This window comes from Chloroflexota bacterium (assembly GCA_026708035.1).
Lineage (GTDB): Bacteria > Chloroflexota > UBA11872 > UBA11872 > UBA11872 > JAJECS01.
Genome location: JAPOVQ010000017.1, coordinates 186,912 through 204,288 on the forward strand (window position 1 = coordinate 186,912; position 17,377 = coordinate 204,288).

General features: G+C 68.5%; 20 protein-coding genes. 6 read left to right on the forward strand and 14 right to left on the reverse strand.

What is annotated here, in order from left to right; translation table 11 throughout:
• Positions 1 to 102 precede the first annotated feature (102 nt).
• On the reverse strand, positions 103 to 480 hold the full coding sequence (locus tag OXG33_08385; GenBank protein MCY4113939.1) for a type II toxin-antitoxin system VapC family toxin: 378 nt from the start codon (positions 478 to 480) through the stop codon (positions 103 to 105).
• The gene (locus tag OXG33_08390; GenBank protein ID MCY4113940.1) at positions 477 to 737 is read right to left on the reverse strand and encodes a ribbon-helix-helix domain-containing protein; all 261 of its coding nucleotides are present in this window, start codon (positions 735 to 737) and stop codon (positions 477 to 479) included. Before OXG33_08390 ends, OXG33_08385 begins: the two co-directional genes overlap by 4 nt.
• 130 nt (positions 738 to 867) lie before the next feature.
• Here OXG33_08390 and OXG33_08395 point away from each other — a divergent pair, with 130 nt between their 5' ends.
• Positions 868 to 2,310: a sulfatase-like hydrolase/transferase gene (locus OXG33_08395; GenBank protein MCY4113941.1), complete on the forward strand. Its 1,443-nt coding sequence runs from the start codon at positions 868 to 870 to the stop codon at positions 2,308 to 2,310.
• Here the strand turns inward: OXG33_08395 and OXG33_08400 are convergent, their stop codons facing one another.
• The 3 genes from OXG33_08400 to OXG33_08410 all read right to left on the reverse strand — a co-directional run bounded on the left by OXG33_08400 (position 2,311) and on the right by OXG33_08410 (position 5,269).
• On the reverse strand, positions 2,311 to 2,628 hold the full coding sequence (locus tag OXG33_08400) for a cupin domain-containing protein (protein ID MCY4113942.1): 318 nt from the start codon (positions 2,626 to 2,628) through the stop codon (positions 2,311 to 2,313).
• Between the two features lie 62 nt (positions 2,629 to 2,690).
• The gene (locus OXG33_08405) at positions 2,691 to 3,992 is read right to left on the reverse strand and encodes a pitrilysin family protein (GenBank protein ID MCY4113943.1); all 1,302 of its coding nucleotides are present in this window, start codon (positions 3,990 to 3,992) and stop codon (positions 2,691 to 2,693) included.
• Positions 3,989 to 5,269 carry a pitrilysin family protein gene (locus OXG33_08410; GenBank protein ID MCY4113944.1) on the reverse strand — a complete coding sequence of 427 codons (1,281 nt, stop codon included), beginning with the start codon at positions 5,267 to 5,269 and terminating at the stop codon, positions 3,989 to 3,991. The genes OXG33_08405 and OXG33_08410 overlap by 4 nt, the downstream gene beginning before the upstream one ends.
• 265 nt (positions 5,270 to 5,534) lie before the next feature.
• Here OXG33_08410 and OXG33_08415 point away from each other — a divergent pair, with 265 nt between their 5' ends.
• Both OXG33_08415 and OXG33_08420 read left to right on the forward strand, forming a co-directional pair.
• A complete protein-coding gene (locus tag OXG33_08415) occupies positions 5,535 to 5,903 on the forward strand; it encodes a metallopeptidase family protein (protein ID MCY4113945.1) in 369 nt (122 codons plus the stop codon).
• The gene (locus tag OXG33_08420) at positions 5,904 to 7,064 is read left to right on the forward strand and encodes a pyridoxal-phosphate dependent enzyme (protein MCY4113946.1); all 1,161 of its coding nucleotides are present in this window, start codon (positions 5,904 to 5,906) and stop codon (positions 7,062 to 7,064) included. It begins immediately after the preceding gene.
• 256 nt (positions 7,065 to 7,320) lie between these two features.
• Here OXG33_08420 and OXG33_08425 read toward each other — a convergent pair whose 3' ends face one another.
• Complete coding sequence (locus tag OXG33_08425; protein MCY4113947.1) at positions 7,321 to 7,815, reverse strand: DUF1801 domain-containing protein; 495 nt, start codon at positions 7,813 to 7,815, stop codon at positions 7,321 to 7,323.
• Positions 7,816 to 8,071: 256 nt separating this feature from the next.
• Here OXG33_08425 and OXG33_08430 point away from each other — a divergent pair, with 256 nt between their 5' ends.
• Positions 8,072 to 9,751, forward strand: coding sequence for a thiamine pyrophosphate-binding protein (locus tag OXG33_08430; protein ID MCY4113948.1), 1,680 nt, complete (start codon positions 8,072 to 8,074; stop codon positions 9,749 to 9,751).
• 40 nt (positions 9,752 to 9,791) lie between these two features.
• On the opposite strand, the gene OXG33_08435 is transcribed toward OXG33_08430, so the two are convergent.
• From OXG33_08435 to OXG33_08455, 5 genes are all read right to left on the reverse strand, one after another.
• Entirely contained in the window at positions 9,792 to 10,922 is a 1,131-nt protein-coding gene (locus OXG33_08435; GenBank protein MCY4113949.1) for a DUF362 domain-containing protein, read from the reverse strand.
• 267 nt (positions 10,923 to 11,189) lie between these two features.
• Positions 11,190 to 11,951, reverse strand: a complete 762-nt coding sequence (locus OXG33_08440; GenBank protein MCY4113950.1) for a dihydrofolate reductase family protein — start codon at positions 11,949 to 11,951, stop codon at positions 11,190 to 11,192.
• Position 11,952: 1 nt separating this feature from the next.
• A complete protein-coding gene (locus OXG33_08445) occupies positions 11,953 to 13,104 on the reverse strand; it encodes a hypothetical protein (GenBank protein MCY4113951.1) in 1,152 nt (383 codons plus the stop codon).
• A 15-nt stretch (positions 13,105 to 13,119) separates the two neighbouring features.
• Positions 13,120 to 13,395: a hypothetical protein gene (locus OXG33_08450; GenBank protein MCY4113952.1), complete on the reverse strand. Its 276-nt coding sequence runs from the start codon at positions 13,393 to 13,395 to the stop codon at positions 13,120 to 13,122.
• Entirely contained in the window at positions 13,392 to 13,679 is a 288-nt protein-coding gene (locus OXG33_08455) for a BrnT family toxin (GenBank protein ID MCY4113953.1), read from the reverse strand. The genes OXG33_08450 and OXG33_08455 overlap by 4 nt, the downstream gene beginning before the upstream one ends.
• 171 nt (positions 13,680 to 13,850) lie before the next feature.
• Here OXG33_08455 and OXG33_08460 point away from each other — a divergent pair, with 171 nt between their 5' ends.
• Positions 13,851 to 15,485: an MDR family MFS transporter gene (locus tag OXG33_08460; protein MCY4113954.1), complete on the forward strand. Its 1,635-nt coding sequence runs from the start codon at positions 13,851 to 13,853 to the stop codon at positions 15,483 to 15,485.
• Positions 15,486 to 15,561: 76 nt separating this feature from the next.
• Here OXG33_08460 and OXG33_08465 read toward each other — a convergent pair whose 3' ends face one another.
• The 3 genes from OXG33_08465 to OXG33_08475 all read right to left on the reverse strand — a co-directional run bounded on the left by OXG33_08465 (position 15,562) and on the right by OXG33_08475 (position 16,672).
• A complete protein-coding gene (locus tag OXG33_08465; protein ID MCY4113955.1) occupies positions 15,562 to 15,963 on the reverse strand; it encodes a type II toxin-antitoxin system VapC family toxin in 402 nt (133 codons plus the stop codon).
• Positions 15,960 to 16,235 carry a hypothetical protein gene (locus OXG33_08470; GenBank protein ID MCY4113956.1) on the reverse strand — a complete coding sequence of 92 codons (276 nt, stop codon included), beginning with the start codon at positions 16,233 to 16,235 and terminating at the stop codon, positions 15,960 to 15,962. The genes OXG33_08465 and OXG33_08470 overlap by 4 nt, the downstream gene beginning before the upstream one ends.
• Positions 16,236 to 16,390: 155 nt before the next feature.
• Positions 16,391 to 16,672: a hypothetical protein gene (locus tag OXG33_08475; protein ID MCY4113957.1), complete on the reverse strand. Its 282-nt coding sequence runs from the start codon at positions 16,670 to 16,672 to the stop codon at positions 16,391 to 16,393.
• A gap of 88 nt (positions 16,673 to 16,760) precedes the next feature.
• Here OXG33_08475 and OXG33_08480 point away from each other — a divergent pair.
• Positions 16,761 to 17,377: thiamine pyrophosphate-binding protein (locus OXG33_08480; protein MCY4113958.1), on the forward strand; the 617-nt coding region annotated here is incomplete at its 3' end.

The following is a 17,377-nucleotide window of genomic DNA, read 5'->3' on the forward strand; positions in this document are numbered from 1 at the left end:
GCAGGTGCGCTGGCTCTGCGCCGGAACGGACGCCTCTGTGAGCGGCTTCGGGTACTGACCAATCCATAACCGCGTCGTGGCGTGGAGTGACCGGAGTTCTCGTCAGTAGGGGGACGCGAGGTCGGCAAACATCGGAAAGTGCCGCACGTTTGTTGTCAGGAGCTCAGCCTCAAGCACAAGCGCCGTGCCGGCGATGAGATAGTCGACGTCGTCAATGCCCCGGTACGCCTCGCGATACCGGCGTGCTAGCCCCGCTGCGGTTCGGACCACCGCCTCGTCGACGGGAGCCCAAGCGAGCACCGCAAAGAAGCTTTCGAGGATGTCTCGCTCATGGGGACGTACCCCGGCCAGCAATTCAAAACGGACAACCTCGGTGGCGGCGATCGTTTCCCCGGTCCCGATCAGCTCTTCCAATAGATGGGTCGCCGGCGCGGCGCCGCGCAGATAGTCGATGGCCACCGACGTGTCCAGAAGCTTCACTCCAAGCCGAGCTTGCGAAGTCGCTCATTCAGATCCCCACGGATGGCATCCACGTACTCGGCGCCGGTGAAGGGGCGGTCGCTCCACAGACCGGCGCTAGCGCGGAGCGCACGTAGCTTGTCGGCGGTCGACATGGTTCCGAACGTCCGACGCACGGCGCGCCGGATCAGTTCCGATCGCGAGGCGCCGGTGGCGCGGGCGGCATCATTGAGGAGCGCAAGCTCCTCCTCGCCAAGATAGACTTGCGTCCGTCCCATGGCGCTACTATACACCATATGGTGTTAACCGGCATCTAAGCGCGCGGCATGCGCCGTGAGGTCGCACGCATAGTCCGAGTCGGTGCACTTTGCGGTAGCTTGGCGGGTTCGCCGCCGCCGCGATAACCGCATGTCCCCCGACCGCCCCAACATCCTCTGGTACTGCACCGACCAGCAGCGGTTCGACACCATCGGCGCGCTGGGCAATCCGCACGTTCGCACGCCGAACCTCGACCGCTTCGTGGCGCAGTCGGTGGCGTTCACGCACGCCTACTGCCAGAGCCCCATCTGCACGCCCAGCCGCGCCAGCTTCCTCACCGGCATGTATCCCAGCCGGGTCCGCAACGCGCGAAACGGGAATGCGGTCGTTCCCTCGGAAACCGCTGACTACCTCGTCACCCGCGCGCTGGCGGACGCCGGCTACGACGGTGGGCTGGTCGGCAAGCTGCACCTGGCCGGCGCGGCGACGGCCCAGGAACCGCGCGTGGACGACGGCTACCGCGTCTTCGAGTACAGCCACGCGCCGCGCAACGACTGGCCGCTGGCCCAGCACGACTACGCCCGCTGGCTGCGCGAAAAGGGCCACGATCCGGCGGAGGTGCTGCACGTCGCCGCCGGCTACGGCGGCCTTATGCCCCCCACGCCAGAGCGTGACAACGTGCCGCCCGATCTGCATCAAACGACCTGGTGCACGGAGCGCGCCATCGATTTCATCACGAGCGACCGCGACGACGCGCCCTGGTTGCTCTCCGTCAATCCCTACGACCCGCACCCGCCCTACAACCCGCCCTGGGAGTACTACCGCCGTTTCGATCCATCGGCGATGCCCGGCCCGCTGTTTCGTACGAGCGATCTGGAAACCCAGGGCCGCCTCAGTCGCGCGGGCGTGGACTTCCAGAGTGAGTCGCAGAACCCCGACGATTTCCGCGCGCGCGAGGTCCAGGCCGCCTACTACGCCATGATCGAGCAGGTCGACGAGCAATTCGGGCGCCTGCTGGAGGCGCTCGAAGCGGCGGGCCAGGCCGACCGCACGGTGATTGTCTTTACCAGCGACCATGGCGAGTCGGCGGGCGATCACGGTCTGATCCAGAAGGGCTGCCGCTTCTTCGACGGCCTCACGCGCGTGCCGCTGATCTGGCGCTGGCCGGGCCGCTTCGTAGCCGGCCTGCGCAGCGACGCGCTGGTGGAGCTGACGGACATCGCGCCCACCCTGCTGGAGATCGCGGGGCTGCCCGTGCCCGAGGAGACCCAGGGTCGCTCGCTGCTGCCGATTCTGCGCGGCGCCGTCCCGGCGAATGAACATCGGGACTACGTGCGCTGCGAGTACCTCGACGCGGTGGACTTTCCCGGCCACACCCGCGCCACCATGTATCGCAACCGCCGCTGGAAGCTGAACGTCTATCACAACCACGGGCTAGGCGAGCTCTACGACATGCAGGCCGATCCGCACGAGTTCGACAACCTGTGGGACAGCCCGGACCACCGCGACATCCGCGACGAGCTGCTGCAAGCCAGCTTCAACGCCACCGTCATGGCGCTGGACCCAGGCCCGCGAAGGACCTCGGGCTTCTAGCTACGGTCGCGGCGCCATGACCACGAGCAGCCGCGCCCGGTCGCCGGTCTCGTTCGTCACGCCGTGGTCGGAGCCCGCCGGCGCCCACACGGCGTGCCCGGGGCCGACCGCCTGCCGCTCGCCGTCCACCTCGAACGTCGGTTCGCCCTCGATCACGTAGTAGACCTTGTCCGACGCCGCGTGTGCGTGGACCCGCTGGTCCTGCCCCGGCTCCAGGCAGTAGACATCACAGAACATCCGCTCCGACTCGAACAAGTTGTTCTTGGCCATCTTGGCGGCGGCGAAGTCGCTGTGGCGATCGACGTGGTGAACGTGCATGGCGTCTCCCGATCGGCGGGGTATCGAGCGGCAGCGTAGCGCCGGCGGCGCGCGACCGTCGGCTAGTCCGGCAGCTCCGGTCCGGCGGTCACCAGCGTGTAGGCCTCGGGATCGAGCAGCCGCGCCGCCGCCTGTTGCACGTCGTCCGCCGTCACCGCTTCGACGATGTCCGGATAGCGCATGAGGTAGTCAAGCCCTAGGCCGTAGTTTTCGATCGTCTGCAGCATGCCCGCAATGCCGCCGTTGCGCTCCAGCCGCAGCGGCAGCGAGCCGATCATGGCCTGCTTGGTGAGCCGCAGCTCCTCATCGGTCGGCGGCTCGTCCATCAGGCGCCGCGCTTCCGCCAGCCCGCTGGTGACGGCCTTGGGCACGTTCACCGGGTTGACGCCCGCGCGAATGGTCCAGGGCATGCGGGCCTGGGCCGCCTCGGCGTGGCTGGTGGCGTGATAGGCCAGCCCCTGCGCGTCGCGCACATTGGCGCCGATGCGCCCGCCGAGCCCCAACTGTCCCAGGATGTAGTTGCCCATCATGACCGGGAAATACGCCGGATCGAGCCGCCGCACGCCCGGCCAGCCAAGCGTGAACTCGGTCTGGGTCTTGCCTGCCAGGCTCAGGTCCTCGCGCACGCCGCCCGCCCTGGTTGCGGCCGTGTCGAAGGCGCGAATGGCATCGCGCTGGCGCTCGGCGGCGCCCGTGCCTGGTCCCCGCCAGTCCTCGAAATAGCGCGCCGCAAGGTCGCGCACAGCCTCCGGCGTCACCGCGCCGACCACCGCCAGCACGATCGAGGCCGGATCGAACGTCTCGGCGTGGAAGTCTCGAACCGCTGTTGGAGTGAGGGCGCGCATGGTTTCCGCGTAGCCCTCGTCCGGGCGGCCGTAGGGATTGTCGCGGCCGAACAGCAGCTCGCGAAAGCGTCGGTCGGCCAGCGCGCCGGGATTGTTCTCGACGTGCGCAATGCCGGTGAGCGCCTGATCGCGCAGGCGCTCGACCTCATCGTCGGGGAAGATTGAGTTTCGTACGCCGTCGGCGGCCAGCCGCAGCAGCACCTCCAGGTCCTCGGCCAGGGCGCGTCCGCTGAAGCTGCCGTGCTCGATGCCGGCGCCGAAATTGAGCGAGGCGCCCACGTCGTCGAGCTCGGCGCTGAACTCCATGAAGGACCGCGTGGCCGTGCCGCGGTTGAGGCCGTCGGCGGTCAGGCCGGCAAGGCCACAGTCCTCCTCGGATTCCAGGATGGCCCCCGCCGCATGCTGCGCGGCCACCGCCACGGATGGCGACGACGGGTTGGGATACACCAGCAGCACCATGCCGTTGGCCAGGGTGGACCGCGCCACCGTCTCGGGGCCGAGCGCCGGACCCTGCGTCACGCCCGCGCCGGACCCTCGGGAATGAACCAGCCGGTGGTCCGCTGCTCCGGTCGCAGATAGGTTTGCGCCGCGCGCTGCACGTCCTGCGGCGTCACTTCCTTGAGGCGGTCGGTGAAGGTCTGCGCCGCGCGCCAGGTGTGCGCGATATCCAGGAATCCCAGCCACATCGCCTGCGCCGTCACGCCTTCCAGGCCAATCGCCTGCTTGGCGCGCGCCTGGCGCACGGCCCGGTCGAGCTCGGCCTCGTCGGGAGCGGCATCGTGCAAATCTTGAATCTCCGCCTCCACCGCCTCGACGATTGGCTCGCGGTCGCTGCTGGGCTTCAGCACCACAGTGATTCGATGCAGGGTCGGGTCGATGTTGAAGCCGACATCCGTGCCGACCGCGGCCGCCATTCCCGAGGCCACGAAGCGCCGATACAGCCGTGAGGTGCGCACGATTCCACCGCCGCCGAACGGCCCGCTCTTCGGCCCGGAAAGCAACGCGTCGAGCGCCAGCAACGCGGGAAAGTCGGGATGCGCGAACTCCGGGATCCGGTGGCCCACGGTCAGGATCGGGAAGGGACCCGGGTGCCGCACCTCCACTTCGCGGGGGCTCGTTTGCTCCGGCTCTCGCACGTCCAGCGGCGGCGGCAGCGTCCGCGCGGGAATGTGCCCAAACGCCGCTTCCATTCGCTCCAGCACGTCGGCCTCGGCCAGGTCGCCCGCGATGACCGCCAGTGCATTGTTCGGCGCGTAGTAGTCCTGGTAGTGGGTGTAGAGCTCGTCGCGGGTCATCCGGTTCAGATCGGCCTTGCTGCCGATCACGCCGTGGCCGTAGGGATGGGTGGTGAAGGCGGCGGCCTCCAGCGCCTCGGCGAGCAGGAACATGGGCTCCGCCTCGTGCCCCTCGCGCTCGGAAATGATGACGGTGCGCTCACTCGCCACGTCGTCGGGATCGAAGACGGCATTGGCCATGCGGTCGGACTCGATCCTGAGCGGCAGGTCCAGGTGCTGCGACGGCACAGTCTCGAAATAGGCCGTCGTATCCTCCGTGGTGAACCCGTTCCACGTGCCGCCCACGCCGTTCACCAGGCGGCCGATGTCCCCCGGATTGAGCGTCTCGGTACGCTTAAAGAGCATGTGCTCGACCCAGTGGGAGGCCCCGCTCATGCCCGGCGGCTCGTTGCGCGCGCCCACGCGGTACCACATCACGAAGCTGACCAGGGGCACGGCGTGACTCTCGCGCAGCAGGACCTGGAGTCCGTTGGAGAGAGTGTGCTCGGCGACGTCGTCCATGGGGTGCGATTACCGCCGACGGCGGGCCGACGGGATGCTAGCACAGCGATTCATAGTCCCCACGCCTGCCAGAGCCGGAAAGTGGACGGTCATCTCTCCGTCATTTCGGCAAAGAGCCTGCCCCGTACTCGATGCGGGGCGGGAATCCAGTTCCGGCCACTAGGGGTTGGATTCTTCATTCAAGAATTCGTTCCCCTCTCCCTGGGATGGGAGAGGGATAGGGTGAGGGTCGCTTTCGTCTGCGCAGCGAACCAGGAGACGGCCCGTGACCCCAGCTGAGTTCGAGGAGCACGTGCGCGAGGCGATAGCCGGCATTCCTGAGGGCTTGCGCGATCACCTGGAAAACGTCGAGGTCCTCATCGCCGACTGGCCCACCGAGGACGAGCTGGAGAGCGCGGAGGTGCCGCCGGGCTACACCCTCTTCGGTCTCTACAGCGGCGTCCCGCTCACCGAGCGCACCTCGGGCTATCACATGGTGCTGCCGGACCGCATCACCATCTTTCAGGGCCCGCTCGAAGAGGCCTGCCCCGATCCCGACGACCTCCGCGAGGAGATCCGCTCCACGGTGATCCACGAGTTCGCCCATCACTTCGGCCTCAGCGACGACGATCTTCGACGGTGGGGGGTTGACTGAGTGGCCGCCGTGGCGCTGCGATGTCCGGCCTGCGCGGTCGAGCATTCGTGGGACGCGTCGCTGCCGGCATGCTCGCGCTGCGACGGCCTGCTCGACGCCGCCATGGACTTGCCGACGCTGACTCACGACATTCAGGCGCTCATTGACGAACGCGCGCCCGGCGTCTGGCGCTACCGGCCCGCGCTGGCGCTGCCGAGCGATCTACCTCTGCTGTCGATGGGCGAGGGACGCACGCCGGTGGTGGACCTCGCGACCTGGGGCGGCAGCCACGGGTTGAGCCGGTGTCGCGCCAAGCTGGAATTCATGGCGCCGACCGGGTCGTTCAAGGACCGCGGCGCGGCGCCGGTGATCGCCTCGCTCAAGGCCCAGGGCGTCGCCAAGATCGTCGAGGACTCGTCGGGCAATGCGGGCGCCGCCATGGCCGCCTACGCCGCGCGCGCCGGGCTGTCCGCCGACATCTACGTGCCCGCCGCGGCGCCGGCCAGCAAGCTTGCGCAGATCGCCCAGTACGGCGCCAAGGTGCTTCCCGTGGAAGGCACGCGGGAGGACGTGGGCGACGCGGCGGCTGCCGCCGCGCAGGCGCCCGGCGCCGCCTACGCCTCGCACAGCCGGCATCCGGCCTTTGTCGAAGGGACGAAGACATTTGTTCTGGAGCTGCTGGAGGACGGCGTAGACGCCCTGCCGCGACACCTCGTGTTTCCCGTGGGCAACGGCGGGCTGATCCTTGGCGCGCACAAGGCGCTGACCGAGCTGCGAAAGGCCGGCCTGCAATTTCGGATGCCGCGCCTGCACATCGCCCAGGCGGCGGCCTGCCAGCCACTGGTCCAGGCATTCAATGCGGGCGCCGCCGCGCCGGTTGAGGTGGAGCGCCGTCCGACCATCGCCGGCGGCATCGACGTCGCCGTCCCGGCCCGCGGCGCAACTGTGCTCCAGGCCGCCCGCGACAGCGGCGGCAGTGCCGTGGCGGTCGGTGAAGACGAGATCGCGGCCACCCGTGCCGACCTGGCGCGCGACGAGGGACTGTTCGTCGAGGCAACCTCAGCCGCCGCCTTCGCCGCTGCCGCGAAGCTGCGCGCCCGGGACGCCATCGCCCCCGACGACATTGTGGTCATCGCCGCAACCGGCAGCGGCCTCAAGGACCCGCCGCAACAGTCGGCCTAAGCCGCCGTGTGCCGGTGCGGCCAGGTCTCGAGCTTCAGCAGCTATTGGCTTCTTGCTTGCGGAACCCGGTGTGTCATTCCGAGCGGAGCGAGGAATCCAAGACGTACGATTTCGGGTTCCGGGATGAAGCACGAGCGCCCCCGGATCTGGATCCCCACCGAAGGCCGGCGCTCGGGGCTACCAGAGACAGCCTGGGCGCGATCGGCTTACTCCGTCGCCGGGCCGCGTGCCTTCTCCGGTATGGGCCGGATCCGAGTCAGGAAGCGCGGCGCTTGGCCTGCGCCGCGCGTCGCGCTTGCTTGGCCTCCGGGCTGTGCACGGCCTCGTGCGCCGCGATCAGGTCGTCGGGCGTCACCCGCGCCACGGCCTCGCCGATCACGTCCAGCGCCGCGTCGTCGGCGCGCCGGAAGCGCACGCACGACTTGCCCATGTTCAGCTTCTTGCCCGACTCCGCGTAGGCCGCCACGAACCAGTCCGTCAGCTTCTGGCTGGCATAGAGCCCGTGCAGATAGACCGAGATGTGCCGCTTTTGCGACGCCAGGGCCACCGAGCCTAGCGCCTGGCCGTTGTAGGTGTTGGGAAAGCGCTCCAGCGGAATCGCGTAGCCGATCATGCCGTACTGCATGGTCTCCGCGAGCCCGTCGGGCAGGTTGGCCAGGATCACCTCGCGCACCCGAGCCACGTCCGCCCGCCGATCGTCCGGCAACTCGGCCAGGTATTGCTCAGCCGTCGCTGCCTTGCTCGAAACCATGCGCACGTTTCCTCCGGGTCAGGCGAGCCATGCCGTTGCCGCGTGGGCTGCGTAGCGTAGCGCCCGAGAGTTCGGCAAGCGCCAAGCCCAGGGTCATCGCCCGGTTCGGGCAGTGCCTGGCGCGCCACGGTCCGGCAGACCTAGTGCGATAATACCTAGGTGCCCCTGTCGTCCGCGGCAGCACCATGTATCACGTGGTTCGGCTCGCTGGACCCGCCCGGACGCCGCGCCTCGGATGGAGGACGCCCTGGCCCGAATGAGCGGCGGCGAGGCCGTGGTGGAATCCCTCGTCCGCGAAGGCGTCGATGTTGTCTTTGGCATTCCGGGCATCCACATGTCCGGCATCATGGCCGCCCTTCGGGACGAGCCCCGCATCCGCCTGATCACCACTCGTCACGAGCAGGCCTCCGCCCACATGGCCGACGGCTATGCGCGCGTCTCAAACACGCCGGGCGTCGTTCTCGTTGTTCCGGGCGCCGGGGTGTATAACGCCGCCAGCGGCCTGGCTACCGCCTTCGCCCGCTCCTCGCCGGTCCTCGCCATTGCTGGCCAGATCCCGCGCGGCCAGATCGGAGGGGGCTCGGGAAGCTATCACGAAGTTCTGGACCAAGCGTCCATCGTGCGGCCCGTCACCAAGTGGCGGCGGCAAGTGCTCACGCCACGGGAAGTTCCCGACGCTGTCTCCGAAGCGTTTCGCCAGATGCGCACGGGCCGTCCCCGCCCCACGCTGATCGAAATACCGCCCGAGGCCGGCGTCGAGCGCGACGACGTCGTGCTGCGCGACCCGGTGTCGATTCGGCGCCTCGTACCGAGCTCCGGCCGGTTGCGCGAGGCCGCCCGCGTCATCGCGGAGTCGCGCCTGCCCCTCATCTACGCCGGCGGCGGCGTGGCCCTCTCGGACGCCGAATCCGCCCTCGCGGCCCTGGCCGAATCCACCAACATCCCGGTCATCACCTCCGCGGGTGGCAAGGGCGTCATCTCCGACCGCCACCCACTCTCCTATGGCTCGTGCTTCGCCCCGTGGGGCGAGCACGACGAGATGAACGAGCTCTTCGAGGTGATGCAGGCCGCCGACGTCGTCATCGGCATCGGCGCTCGCTTTTCGCTGGGGAACCCCGCCCGCGAGGACTCCACGCTTGTCAACATCAACATCGACGATGCCGAAATCGCGAGCGTCCACGCCAACACGCTTCCCCTCCACGGCGACGCCAAGGCCACGATCGAAGCCCTGCTTCCGTTCCTGCGCGAAGCCGACGCCGGCAGTCGACCCTCGCCCGTCGAAGCCGTCGCCGCCGCCCGCCGCCTGATTGCCTACGCCGACATCCGGCGCCAGGAGCCGCAGTACCCGATCCTCGAATCCATCCAACGCAGCATTCCCGAGGACGCCCACATCGTCTGGGAGGTCACCCAGTTCGGCTACTACGCCCGCACCCACTATCAGGTCAATCACCCCAAGACGTACATCGACAGCGGCTACTCCTTCAACCTCGGGTTCGGCGTCCCCACCGCCCTGGGCGCCAAGGTGGCGCACCCCGACCGCCACGTCCTCTGCGTCAGCGGTGATGGCGGCTTTCTGTTCAACGCGGTAGAGCTCGCCACCGCCGTGCAATACGGGATACACGTCATCACCGTCGTATTCCGCGACGACGCGTATGGCAACGTCGGGCGCGATCTCGATGAGCTATTTGGCGGCACCTACGAGACGGACTTGCACAATCCCGACCTCGTCGCGTTCACCGAATCCTTCGGCGCCGTTGGACTGCGGGCCAGCGATCCCATGGAGCTCGAATCCCTGCTCCCGCAGGCCAACGAATGTCAGGCCCCGGTGGTCATCGACGTCCCCATTGGAAACATGCCGCTTCCCCGCGGCAAGTTCATGTCCGTGGCCGCGTCGCTCCCCTGGAATCGTCCCCAGGAAGGCCTGATTTCAGGCTAGACAAGCGGCGCGGCGCTGCCGTCCGACGGGGGCCGGCGGGCTAAGGCCGAGCGGCTTCAGCCTCGGGAAGCGGCAGCGGGTGGTGGTCCTCCTCGGGGTATTGCTGGAAGAGCCGCCCCCACGGCCCGCGCAGCGCTTGGGCCGCCCGGCGGCGGCCGTGCACGTTCCACCAGTAGACGTCGTGATAGGCGCGGGACGCCGCGTAGGACCACGGCGCGATCACCGTGCGCAGCAGCAGCCGCTCCAGGGGCTTCAGCGGCCCCCAGTAGATGAGCTTCTGACCGCGGCTGGCAAACGTCTCCCGGGCCGTGCGGGCCTGCCAGCTCACGGCGTCGGGATCCACGCCCACCACCTCGATTTCGCGCGCGTCGGCGGTGCCCAGCCCGGCTTCGTGCGCCAGTCGCAGAAACGGAATCTCGAACGGGTCCAGGCCCATCAGCCGGGCGATGGTGGCGTCCACCGCGACCTGGTCGGCGCCCGCCAGCATCAAGCCGCGCTCGTGGATGTCCATGCAGCGAGGGCCGGGACCTTCGCCGATGAAGGTGCCGTCCACGACGGCAAAGATGCTGTGGTGGATCTCCTTTTGAATCGTCAGCAGGTCCACCAGCGTCTCGTGGATCGTGGCGTGGCAGAAGTGGCGCTTCTCGAAGAGCAGGCCGCCAAACGCGTTCTTCATGGCTCCGGTGATGGTCGTGAACACGTGCGTCTTCATGGTCGGCAGATGAATGATGTTCGTGCCGATGAGTCGTTCGGGAATGCGCACGCCCTCGGGATACACGTCGTGCAGGGTGAGCATCCGGCCCTGTGGCTCATAGCGCACCCAGCGCTCGTCGTCGTAGAGGTGCACGTTGCGCACGCCGTGCGCCGTCAGAACCGGTCGGTGCTTGTTGACGCGCTCGCCCACGCGGGCGCTGACCACCACGGTGCGGTTGTGCGCGCCGAAGATGGTCTCGACGGGGAATCCGTCGGCCAGCAGCGTGCGCGTGACGCCGTCGAGCTGCCAGGGCGCGGTGGAGCAGGCGGGGTACCAGTGGTGCCACGAGACGTTGATCTTGAGCGCGGTTTCGGCCGCGGGATCGATGTGGTCCCGGTATCCGGCGCGGCGCATGGCGTCCGCGACGTCGTCGAGAACCGTTTCGGGCTGCGTGCGAACCAGGGCGACGGTGCTCACTGGAGCGTCACGCTCCGAAGATCCGACTGAGAGCTGGCATTTCGGCGTGTTCCGATTCTCTCTCCTCTGGTGCCATCTTTGCGTAACCCCTCCGTCATTCCGGCGAAAGCCGGAATCCAGTCCGGTCAAGCCTCGGGCGCGCTGGGCACTTTGGGGTAGGGGCGGGTCTCAGACCCGCCCGCACAACGTCCTGCGAACGCCTCATTCTGTGAAAAGGATAGGACGAGGGGGGCGGCTCCGGCGAACGAGACGGCCGAAGCCGACGAATCACGACGGCTGCGCGGCAAAGGGCGAAGTGTCAGGCACCCGGAATCGTAGAAAAACCTCGCCCTGGCAGTGGGTCACGCTGAGCAGGTCGAGCGATAGGACGTCATCTGGCGCCAGGGCGCGCTCGCCTTCCACGGCCGTCCGCGGCCGAGGCTCGCCGATGATCGACGGCGTGACCGTGATGAAGAATTCGTCCACCAGACCGGCGCGCAGCATGTGGGCGTTGAGGATCGCGCCGCCTTCGCACACCAGGCGCCGGACGCCCCGCTCGGCGGCCAGGTAGGCGCCGAGCGCCGACAGATCGACCGCCGTGTCGCCCAGCCGCACGATCTCCGCCACCTCGGCGAGTGCGGCAGAAACGTCGGCGGCTTCGTGCGTCACCACGATCGGCCGCAGCGGGTAGCGCCGGCGCCGGAATACCCGGTCCGCGGGATCGATTCGGGCCGAGTTGGTCACGATGACGAACAGCGGGGGCTCCGTGAGGCCCTTTGCCGCCCGCGCGCGCCGCAACTCGTCGCTCCACAAATACCGGTCCAGCCCCATCCCCAGCGTCCGTGCCCCATGCAGCACGGCGTCGAAGTGGATGCGAAACCGGCGAAACGTGCGCTGGTCGGCCTCGCCGCCGATCGGCCAGTAGGCGTCGGTTGGGCCTTTGATCGCGCCGTCCAGCGTCATCACCATCTGGATCGCCGTGTAGGGACGGCGGGCGCCGGCGGGCAGCTCGAGATCGTCGTAGACCCCGCCCAATTCCTCCGCTGACAACTCAGACCTCGGCCGGCGCGCCGTCGGAATAGCGCAGGAGCTCGGGCGGCGCCGCCGGCCCCGCGGCCTCCAGCGCCCGGGCCGCGGCCTCGTCCAGCACGATGCCCAGTCCAGGCGACGTGGGCGGCAAGGCGTAGCCGTCCTCGATTAACAGATCGCTCTCGAACAGCGCCTCGACCTCCGCCGCGAAGGGCCAGACCACCTCCTGGATGGCCGCGTTGTGCAGTGCGAAGTCCAGATGCACGCTGGCCATGGTGTTGACCGGGCTCTGGGGGTTATGCGGTGCCAGCTTGATCAGGTGCGCGTCGGCGGCCACGCCCATCTTCCACACCTCGGTCAGCCCGCCGGCGTGCGCGATGTCCGGCTGCAGGTAGTCCACCAGCTCCTCGTCGATGACGGGCTGGGCGTCCCAGCGGTGAAGCAAGCGCTCGCCCGTGGCCAGCGGCACATTCACCGCCCGCCGGATGCGCCGCAGCGGGGCTACCGCTTCCGGTCGCGTCGGCTCCTCCAGGAAGTAAGGATCGAACGGCTCGAGCCGCCGCGCCAGGTCGATGAACTCGTCCGGTCGCAGCCGTCCGTGGGTCTCGATGAGCAGGTGAAACGCCTCGCCCACGAACTCGCGCGCGGCCTCCACGATGCGCTGCGCCTGGCGCAGGGCGGCGGGCACGTCCATGCCGCGCTCCTGCTCGTCGGCAGCCATCAGCGGCAGGAACTTGGCGGCGGTCCATCCCGCGTCCAGCAGCGGACCGAAGGCGTAGGGAACCTCCTCGGGCGTGTTGGCATGGCAGTGGGTATAGAGCGCCACGCGGTCGCGCACCGGCCCGCCCAGCAGCCGGTGAATCGGCAGCCCCTGGGCCTGCCCGGCGATGTCCCACAGGGCCACGTCGATGCCGGCCAGCGCGCCCATCTGCACCGCGCCGCTACGCCGGCGATCGCTCAGGAAGACCCGGTGCCAGAGGTATTCGCGCCGCAGCGGGTCCTCGCCGACGACCAACTCCGCGAAGTCCCGCAGCGCCTCGCGCACCGACCGCTCGCGCCCCATCAGCGTCGCCTCGCCCAGCCCGGTCAAACCCGCGTCCGTGCGCACCAGCACATAGACATAGCTGCGCCCCGCCTGCGGAACAATGACGCTATCGACAGCCGTAATGCGCATGGGCAAGGAGTCTATCTACCGCTTTTCGGTCAGCCGTCCGGACAGGTACTTGTGGATCACGCTGGACAGGAGGGTCTGATAGGGAATCCCGTCTTCGCGGGCCCGCGCGTGCGCGAGGTTGAAGTCGCGCTCGGTGACCCGCAAGTTCACGCGCTTGGTCTTGTTGAAGGTTTGGCGCGCCGCCTCACGCGCCGCCTGGATTTCGTCCTGAAGGTGAGGAACGGAGCGCAACTCGCCCCGCTCGAATTGATCGAGGATGTCCCGCTCTTCGGCGCTCAGCGCGTCGGTCACGATGGCCGCCTCCTCCCGTAATCTCGCGTAGCCTTTCGGCTGGGAATGATCGTCTTGAGGAAGCGAGTGCCGTCGGCCTGCATTACGCATGGCACGAGATAGACGTACGCGTCAATGTCCACGACGTAGATCCGCTGCCCCGGGTAGCGATCCTGATTCGGGTGCTCCAGCACGTCTCTCAATCCACCTTGCTCAATGGCGGCGACGACGATCTCGAATGAGACTCCCCGCTGCTCGATCAGCTGTTGATTCTTCTCCGTGCTCCAGTCGAAGCCGGCGCTCATGTCCCAATCATCACACGATGTGTGCACTTTGGCAACAAATCGGATAGCTCAACCGTCACCTCCGCCCTGCCGAATCAAGGTGCCGTACGACGCGCGCGGAGGAAGACTTCACTGTATTAGAAAAAATGTTAGCTTTTTCAATACCTGCCGCTGCCCCATGCTGAACGCCTCGTGAACGACGCACATCCAGCCCTTCCCAGGGCCCCGTCGGAGCGGCGCCAGCGCGTGCTGGTGCTGGTGGCGGTCGTGGTGGGCACGATGTTCTCCGCCCTCGATCAGCTCATCGTCATCACGGCCATTCCGCGCGTGGTGGCCGACCTGGGCGGCCTGGCGGATTTCGCCTGGGTCTTCACGGCCTACACGTTGGTCTCGACGGTCAGCCTCCCGGTGTGGGGCAAGCTCTCGGACACCCACGGTAGGCGTCGACTCTGGCTGACGGGGCTGGGGCTCTTCATGGTCGGCTCGGCCATCGCCGGCGCGAGCCAGGAAATGATCCAACTGATCGTGTCGCGCGGCCTGCAAGGTCTTGGGGCCGGCGCCTTGATGGCGCTGGGCCCGGCGCTGATCGGGGATCTCTTTCCGCCCGCGGAGCGCCCGAAGTGGCAGGGCGCCTTGATGGCGCTGTTCGGGGTGGTGGTCATCGCCGGGCCCACGATCGGCGGCTGGATCACGGACACGCTGACCTGGCGCTGGGTGTTCTACGTGAACCTGCCGTTCGGCGGCCTCGCGGTGCTCGCCGCCTGGTTCGGGCTGCCGTCGGTGCGGCGAGCCGGGCGACGGTCGATCGACGTGGCAGGCGCGCTGGCGCTCGTCGGGGCCGTGGTTCCGCTGCTGCTCGCATTCGCCTGGGCCGGCGGGCGCTATCCATGGCTGTCGACGCCCATCGTCGGCTTGCTGCTGGGCGCCGCCGCCATGCTCGGCCTGCTGGTCGCCCTGGAGCGCCGGGCCCGCGACCCCATGATCAACCTGGGATTCCTGACCAATCGCGTCTACGTGGTGGCCATCCTCACCACTTTCCTGGTGAGCGGCGGAATGATCGGCGCGGTGCTCTACATCCCGCTCTTCGCCCAGGCCGTCGTTGGGACCAGCGCGACCGGCTCCGGGGCGGTGCTGGTGCCCATGATGCTCGGCTTCATCGTCAGCGCGATCGCGTCCGGGCAGATCGTGTCCCGCACGGGTCGCTACAAGGCGCTGATCCTGGTGCTCTTCGCCGTCGGCATCGTGGGCGGGGTGCTGCTCGCTCGGATGGAGGCGTCCACCACCGAGCTCGAGCTCGTGCGCAACATGGTGGTCATGGGTCTGGGCATTGGCGGACCGTTCTCCGTGCTGGTGGTGGTGGCGCAGAACGCCTTTCCCGACCGCAACCTGGGCGAGGTGACGGCCGGATCGCGCTTCTTCCGGTCCATGGGGTCAACGGTTGGCGCACAGCTCATGGGGTCGCTGCTGAGCCTGTGGTTCGCCGCCAACCTGAGCCAGCGGCTGCCGACAGAGGTGCGCGAGGCGCTGGGCCCGGAGCGCCTGGCCGAGGTCAGCAACCCGGAGGCGCTGTTCGTGCCCGAAGCCACGGCATCGCTGCGGGAGTCGCTCGGCGCGGCGGCGCCCGCCGTGACCGACCTGCTCATGGAGGCCCTGCGCCTGGGCCTGGCCGATGCGTTGCGCGGGCTTTTCGTGGTCACGGCCGGCCTCATGGTCGTCGGCTTTGCCATCGCGATCTTCTTGCCCGAGATCCCGCTGCGCACCACGCGCGACGTCGACCTCCCCGTGGACGAGGCTGACGTCGCTGCGCCAACGGCTCGCGGCCCTTAGCCGCCGACATCGGGCCGCGTCGGCCCCACCCCGTGGCCCCGGCTTTTGACCGATGCTGCGACTTCCGATGGCCTGCTCAGCCGGCGTTCCCCGCGAGCTTCGCCCCGGCGGCGGCCAGGGCCTGGTCGAAGGTCATGATCTCTCGCACGCCACGCCGCCGGCAGCATGCAAAATGGCAAAGGTCTCTGGCGCTCAGGGCGGGCAGCCGGTCATGGAGTTGGCGGGCGAGGATGACGTCCGCCTCTTCCAGGGGCCACACGTCCACGCCGGCCCTGTCCATCAGTTCCAGCGCCGAATCCAAGGTGTGCGGCCGCTTCGTCCGCAGATAGACATGCATCAGCTCTTGAATCACCTCGGCCGAGGTGAATAGCGGCTTGCGGTTGCGCAGCGACTCGCCAAAGAAATGCTGGGCGGGAGATTGCAGCGGATGCGGCTTCCCGACCGCATACATGAAGACGCTGGTGTCGACGAAGATCACACGCTGGGCAAGCCGTCGGTCATCGATTCGTGGAGTGTCTGAAGCTGCTCGTGCCAATCCGGTTCCACGCCGGGCCCTTCACGCGCCGCGCAGGTATCGAAGAACCGCCGCAGGTCGTCCGACGACGCGAACCGTTCCGTGCGTTGCCGCGCCTCGAGCCGCTCACGCGCGGCGGCCCTGAGCCACGCGCTGAAGGTCAGCCCCTCCCGGCGGGCCTGTCTGACGAAGCGTTCGCGGTCCTCGTCCGGAATGATGAGCTGGACCCTGGCCACGGCGACAGCACTCGTCTACGCACAATGTGTGTATTGATCCTACACATCGGATAGACCGACGTCAACGTCCGTTGCGACCTCGTCGGGCGCCCGCAGTGTGCGCCCCCAGCCGGGATTGCTCGGCCGAGAAATAGACCTCGTACGCCCGGTCAGACCTAACTCCGCCCCGTCACCGCCACCAGCAGAATCGCCAGGGCGAACGCCGCGAGCCCGATCGCCGTGGCTGCCGCCGTGCCGACGATGAGGGGCCGCAGCGCGCCGCGAGACTCCGACCCGACGCGCAGCCCCAGGTATCCGGCCAGCGCCACCACCACCGCAATCGTGGCCGCGCCGGCGGCCCGCTGGTTGTCGATGAGGAAGTAAACCGCCGCCGCCACAGCCGCGAAGGCCGCCGCGCAGACCACCGCAACGCGCGCCCGGCGAGCTTGAAATCGCATCGGCGCAGCATAAGCGACCGCCGGCAGGTTGCCGGATGGCCGCGTACGTGCCAACGTTCCACCAGTTGACTTGCCGAGGGACGCTGCCGTGACCGGAGCCGATGCGCTCGTCGCCATTCTGAAAGCCGAAGGTATCCAGCAGGCGTTCTGCTACCCCACGACGCCCATTCTCGAAGCGCTGGCCCGCGGCGGTGTCCGCACGCTGCTCGCGCGCCAGGAGCGCGTCGCCGGCAACATGGCCGACGGCGTGTCGCGCTCGACCAACGGACGCCAGTTGGGCGTCTTCACCGTGCAGCAGTCCGCTGGCTCCGAAAACGCCTTCGCTCCCATTGCCCAGTCGTTTACCGACTCGTCGCCCCTGCTTTTCATTCCGGGCCATCCGGGCCTGCAGAAGGCTGGAATTCCGCCGGCGTTCGACGGCCTGCCGCACTACAGCGCGGTCACCAAGCTGGCGCTGCAGCCAACGTCGGCCGAGCAGATCCCGCAGCGCGCCCGCATGGCCGTCGCGACATTGCGCTCGGGCCGGCCCGGTCCGGTGATGTTCGAGATGCCCACCGACGTCGCCGCGCAGGAATTCGACGGTCCGATCACGCACGCGCCGGTGCCCCAGGTCAGGAGCGCCGCCGATCCGGGCGCCGTCGACGAGGCCGCCGAGCGCCTGCTGCGCGCCGAGTCGCCGCTGATCTGGGCCGGCCAGGGCGTGCT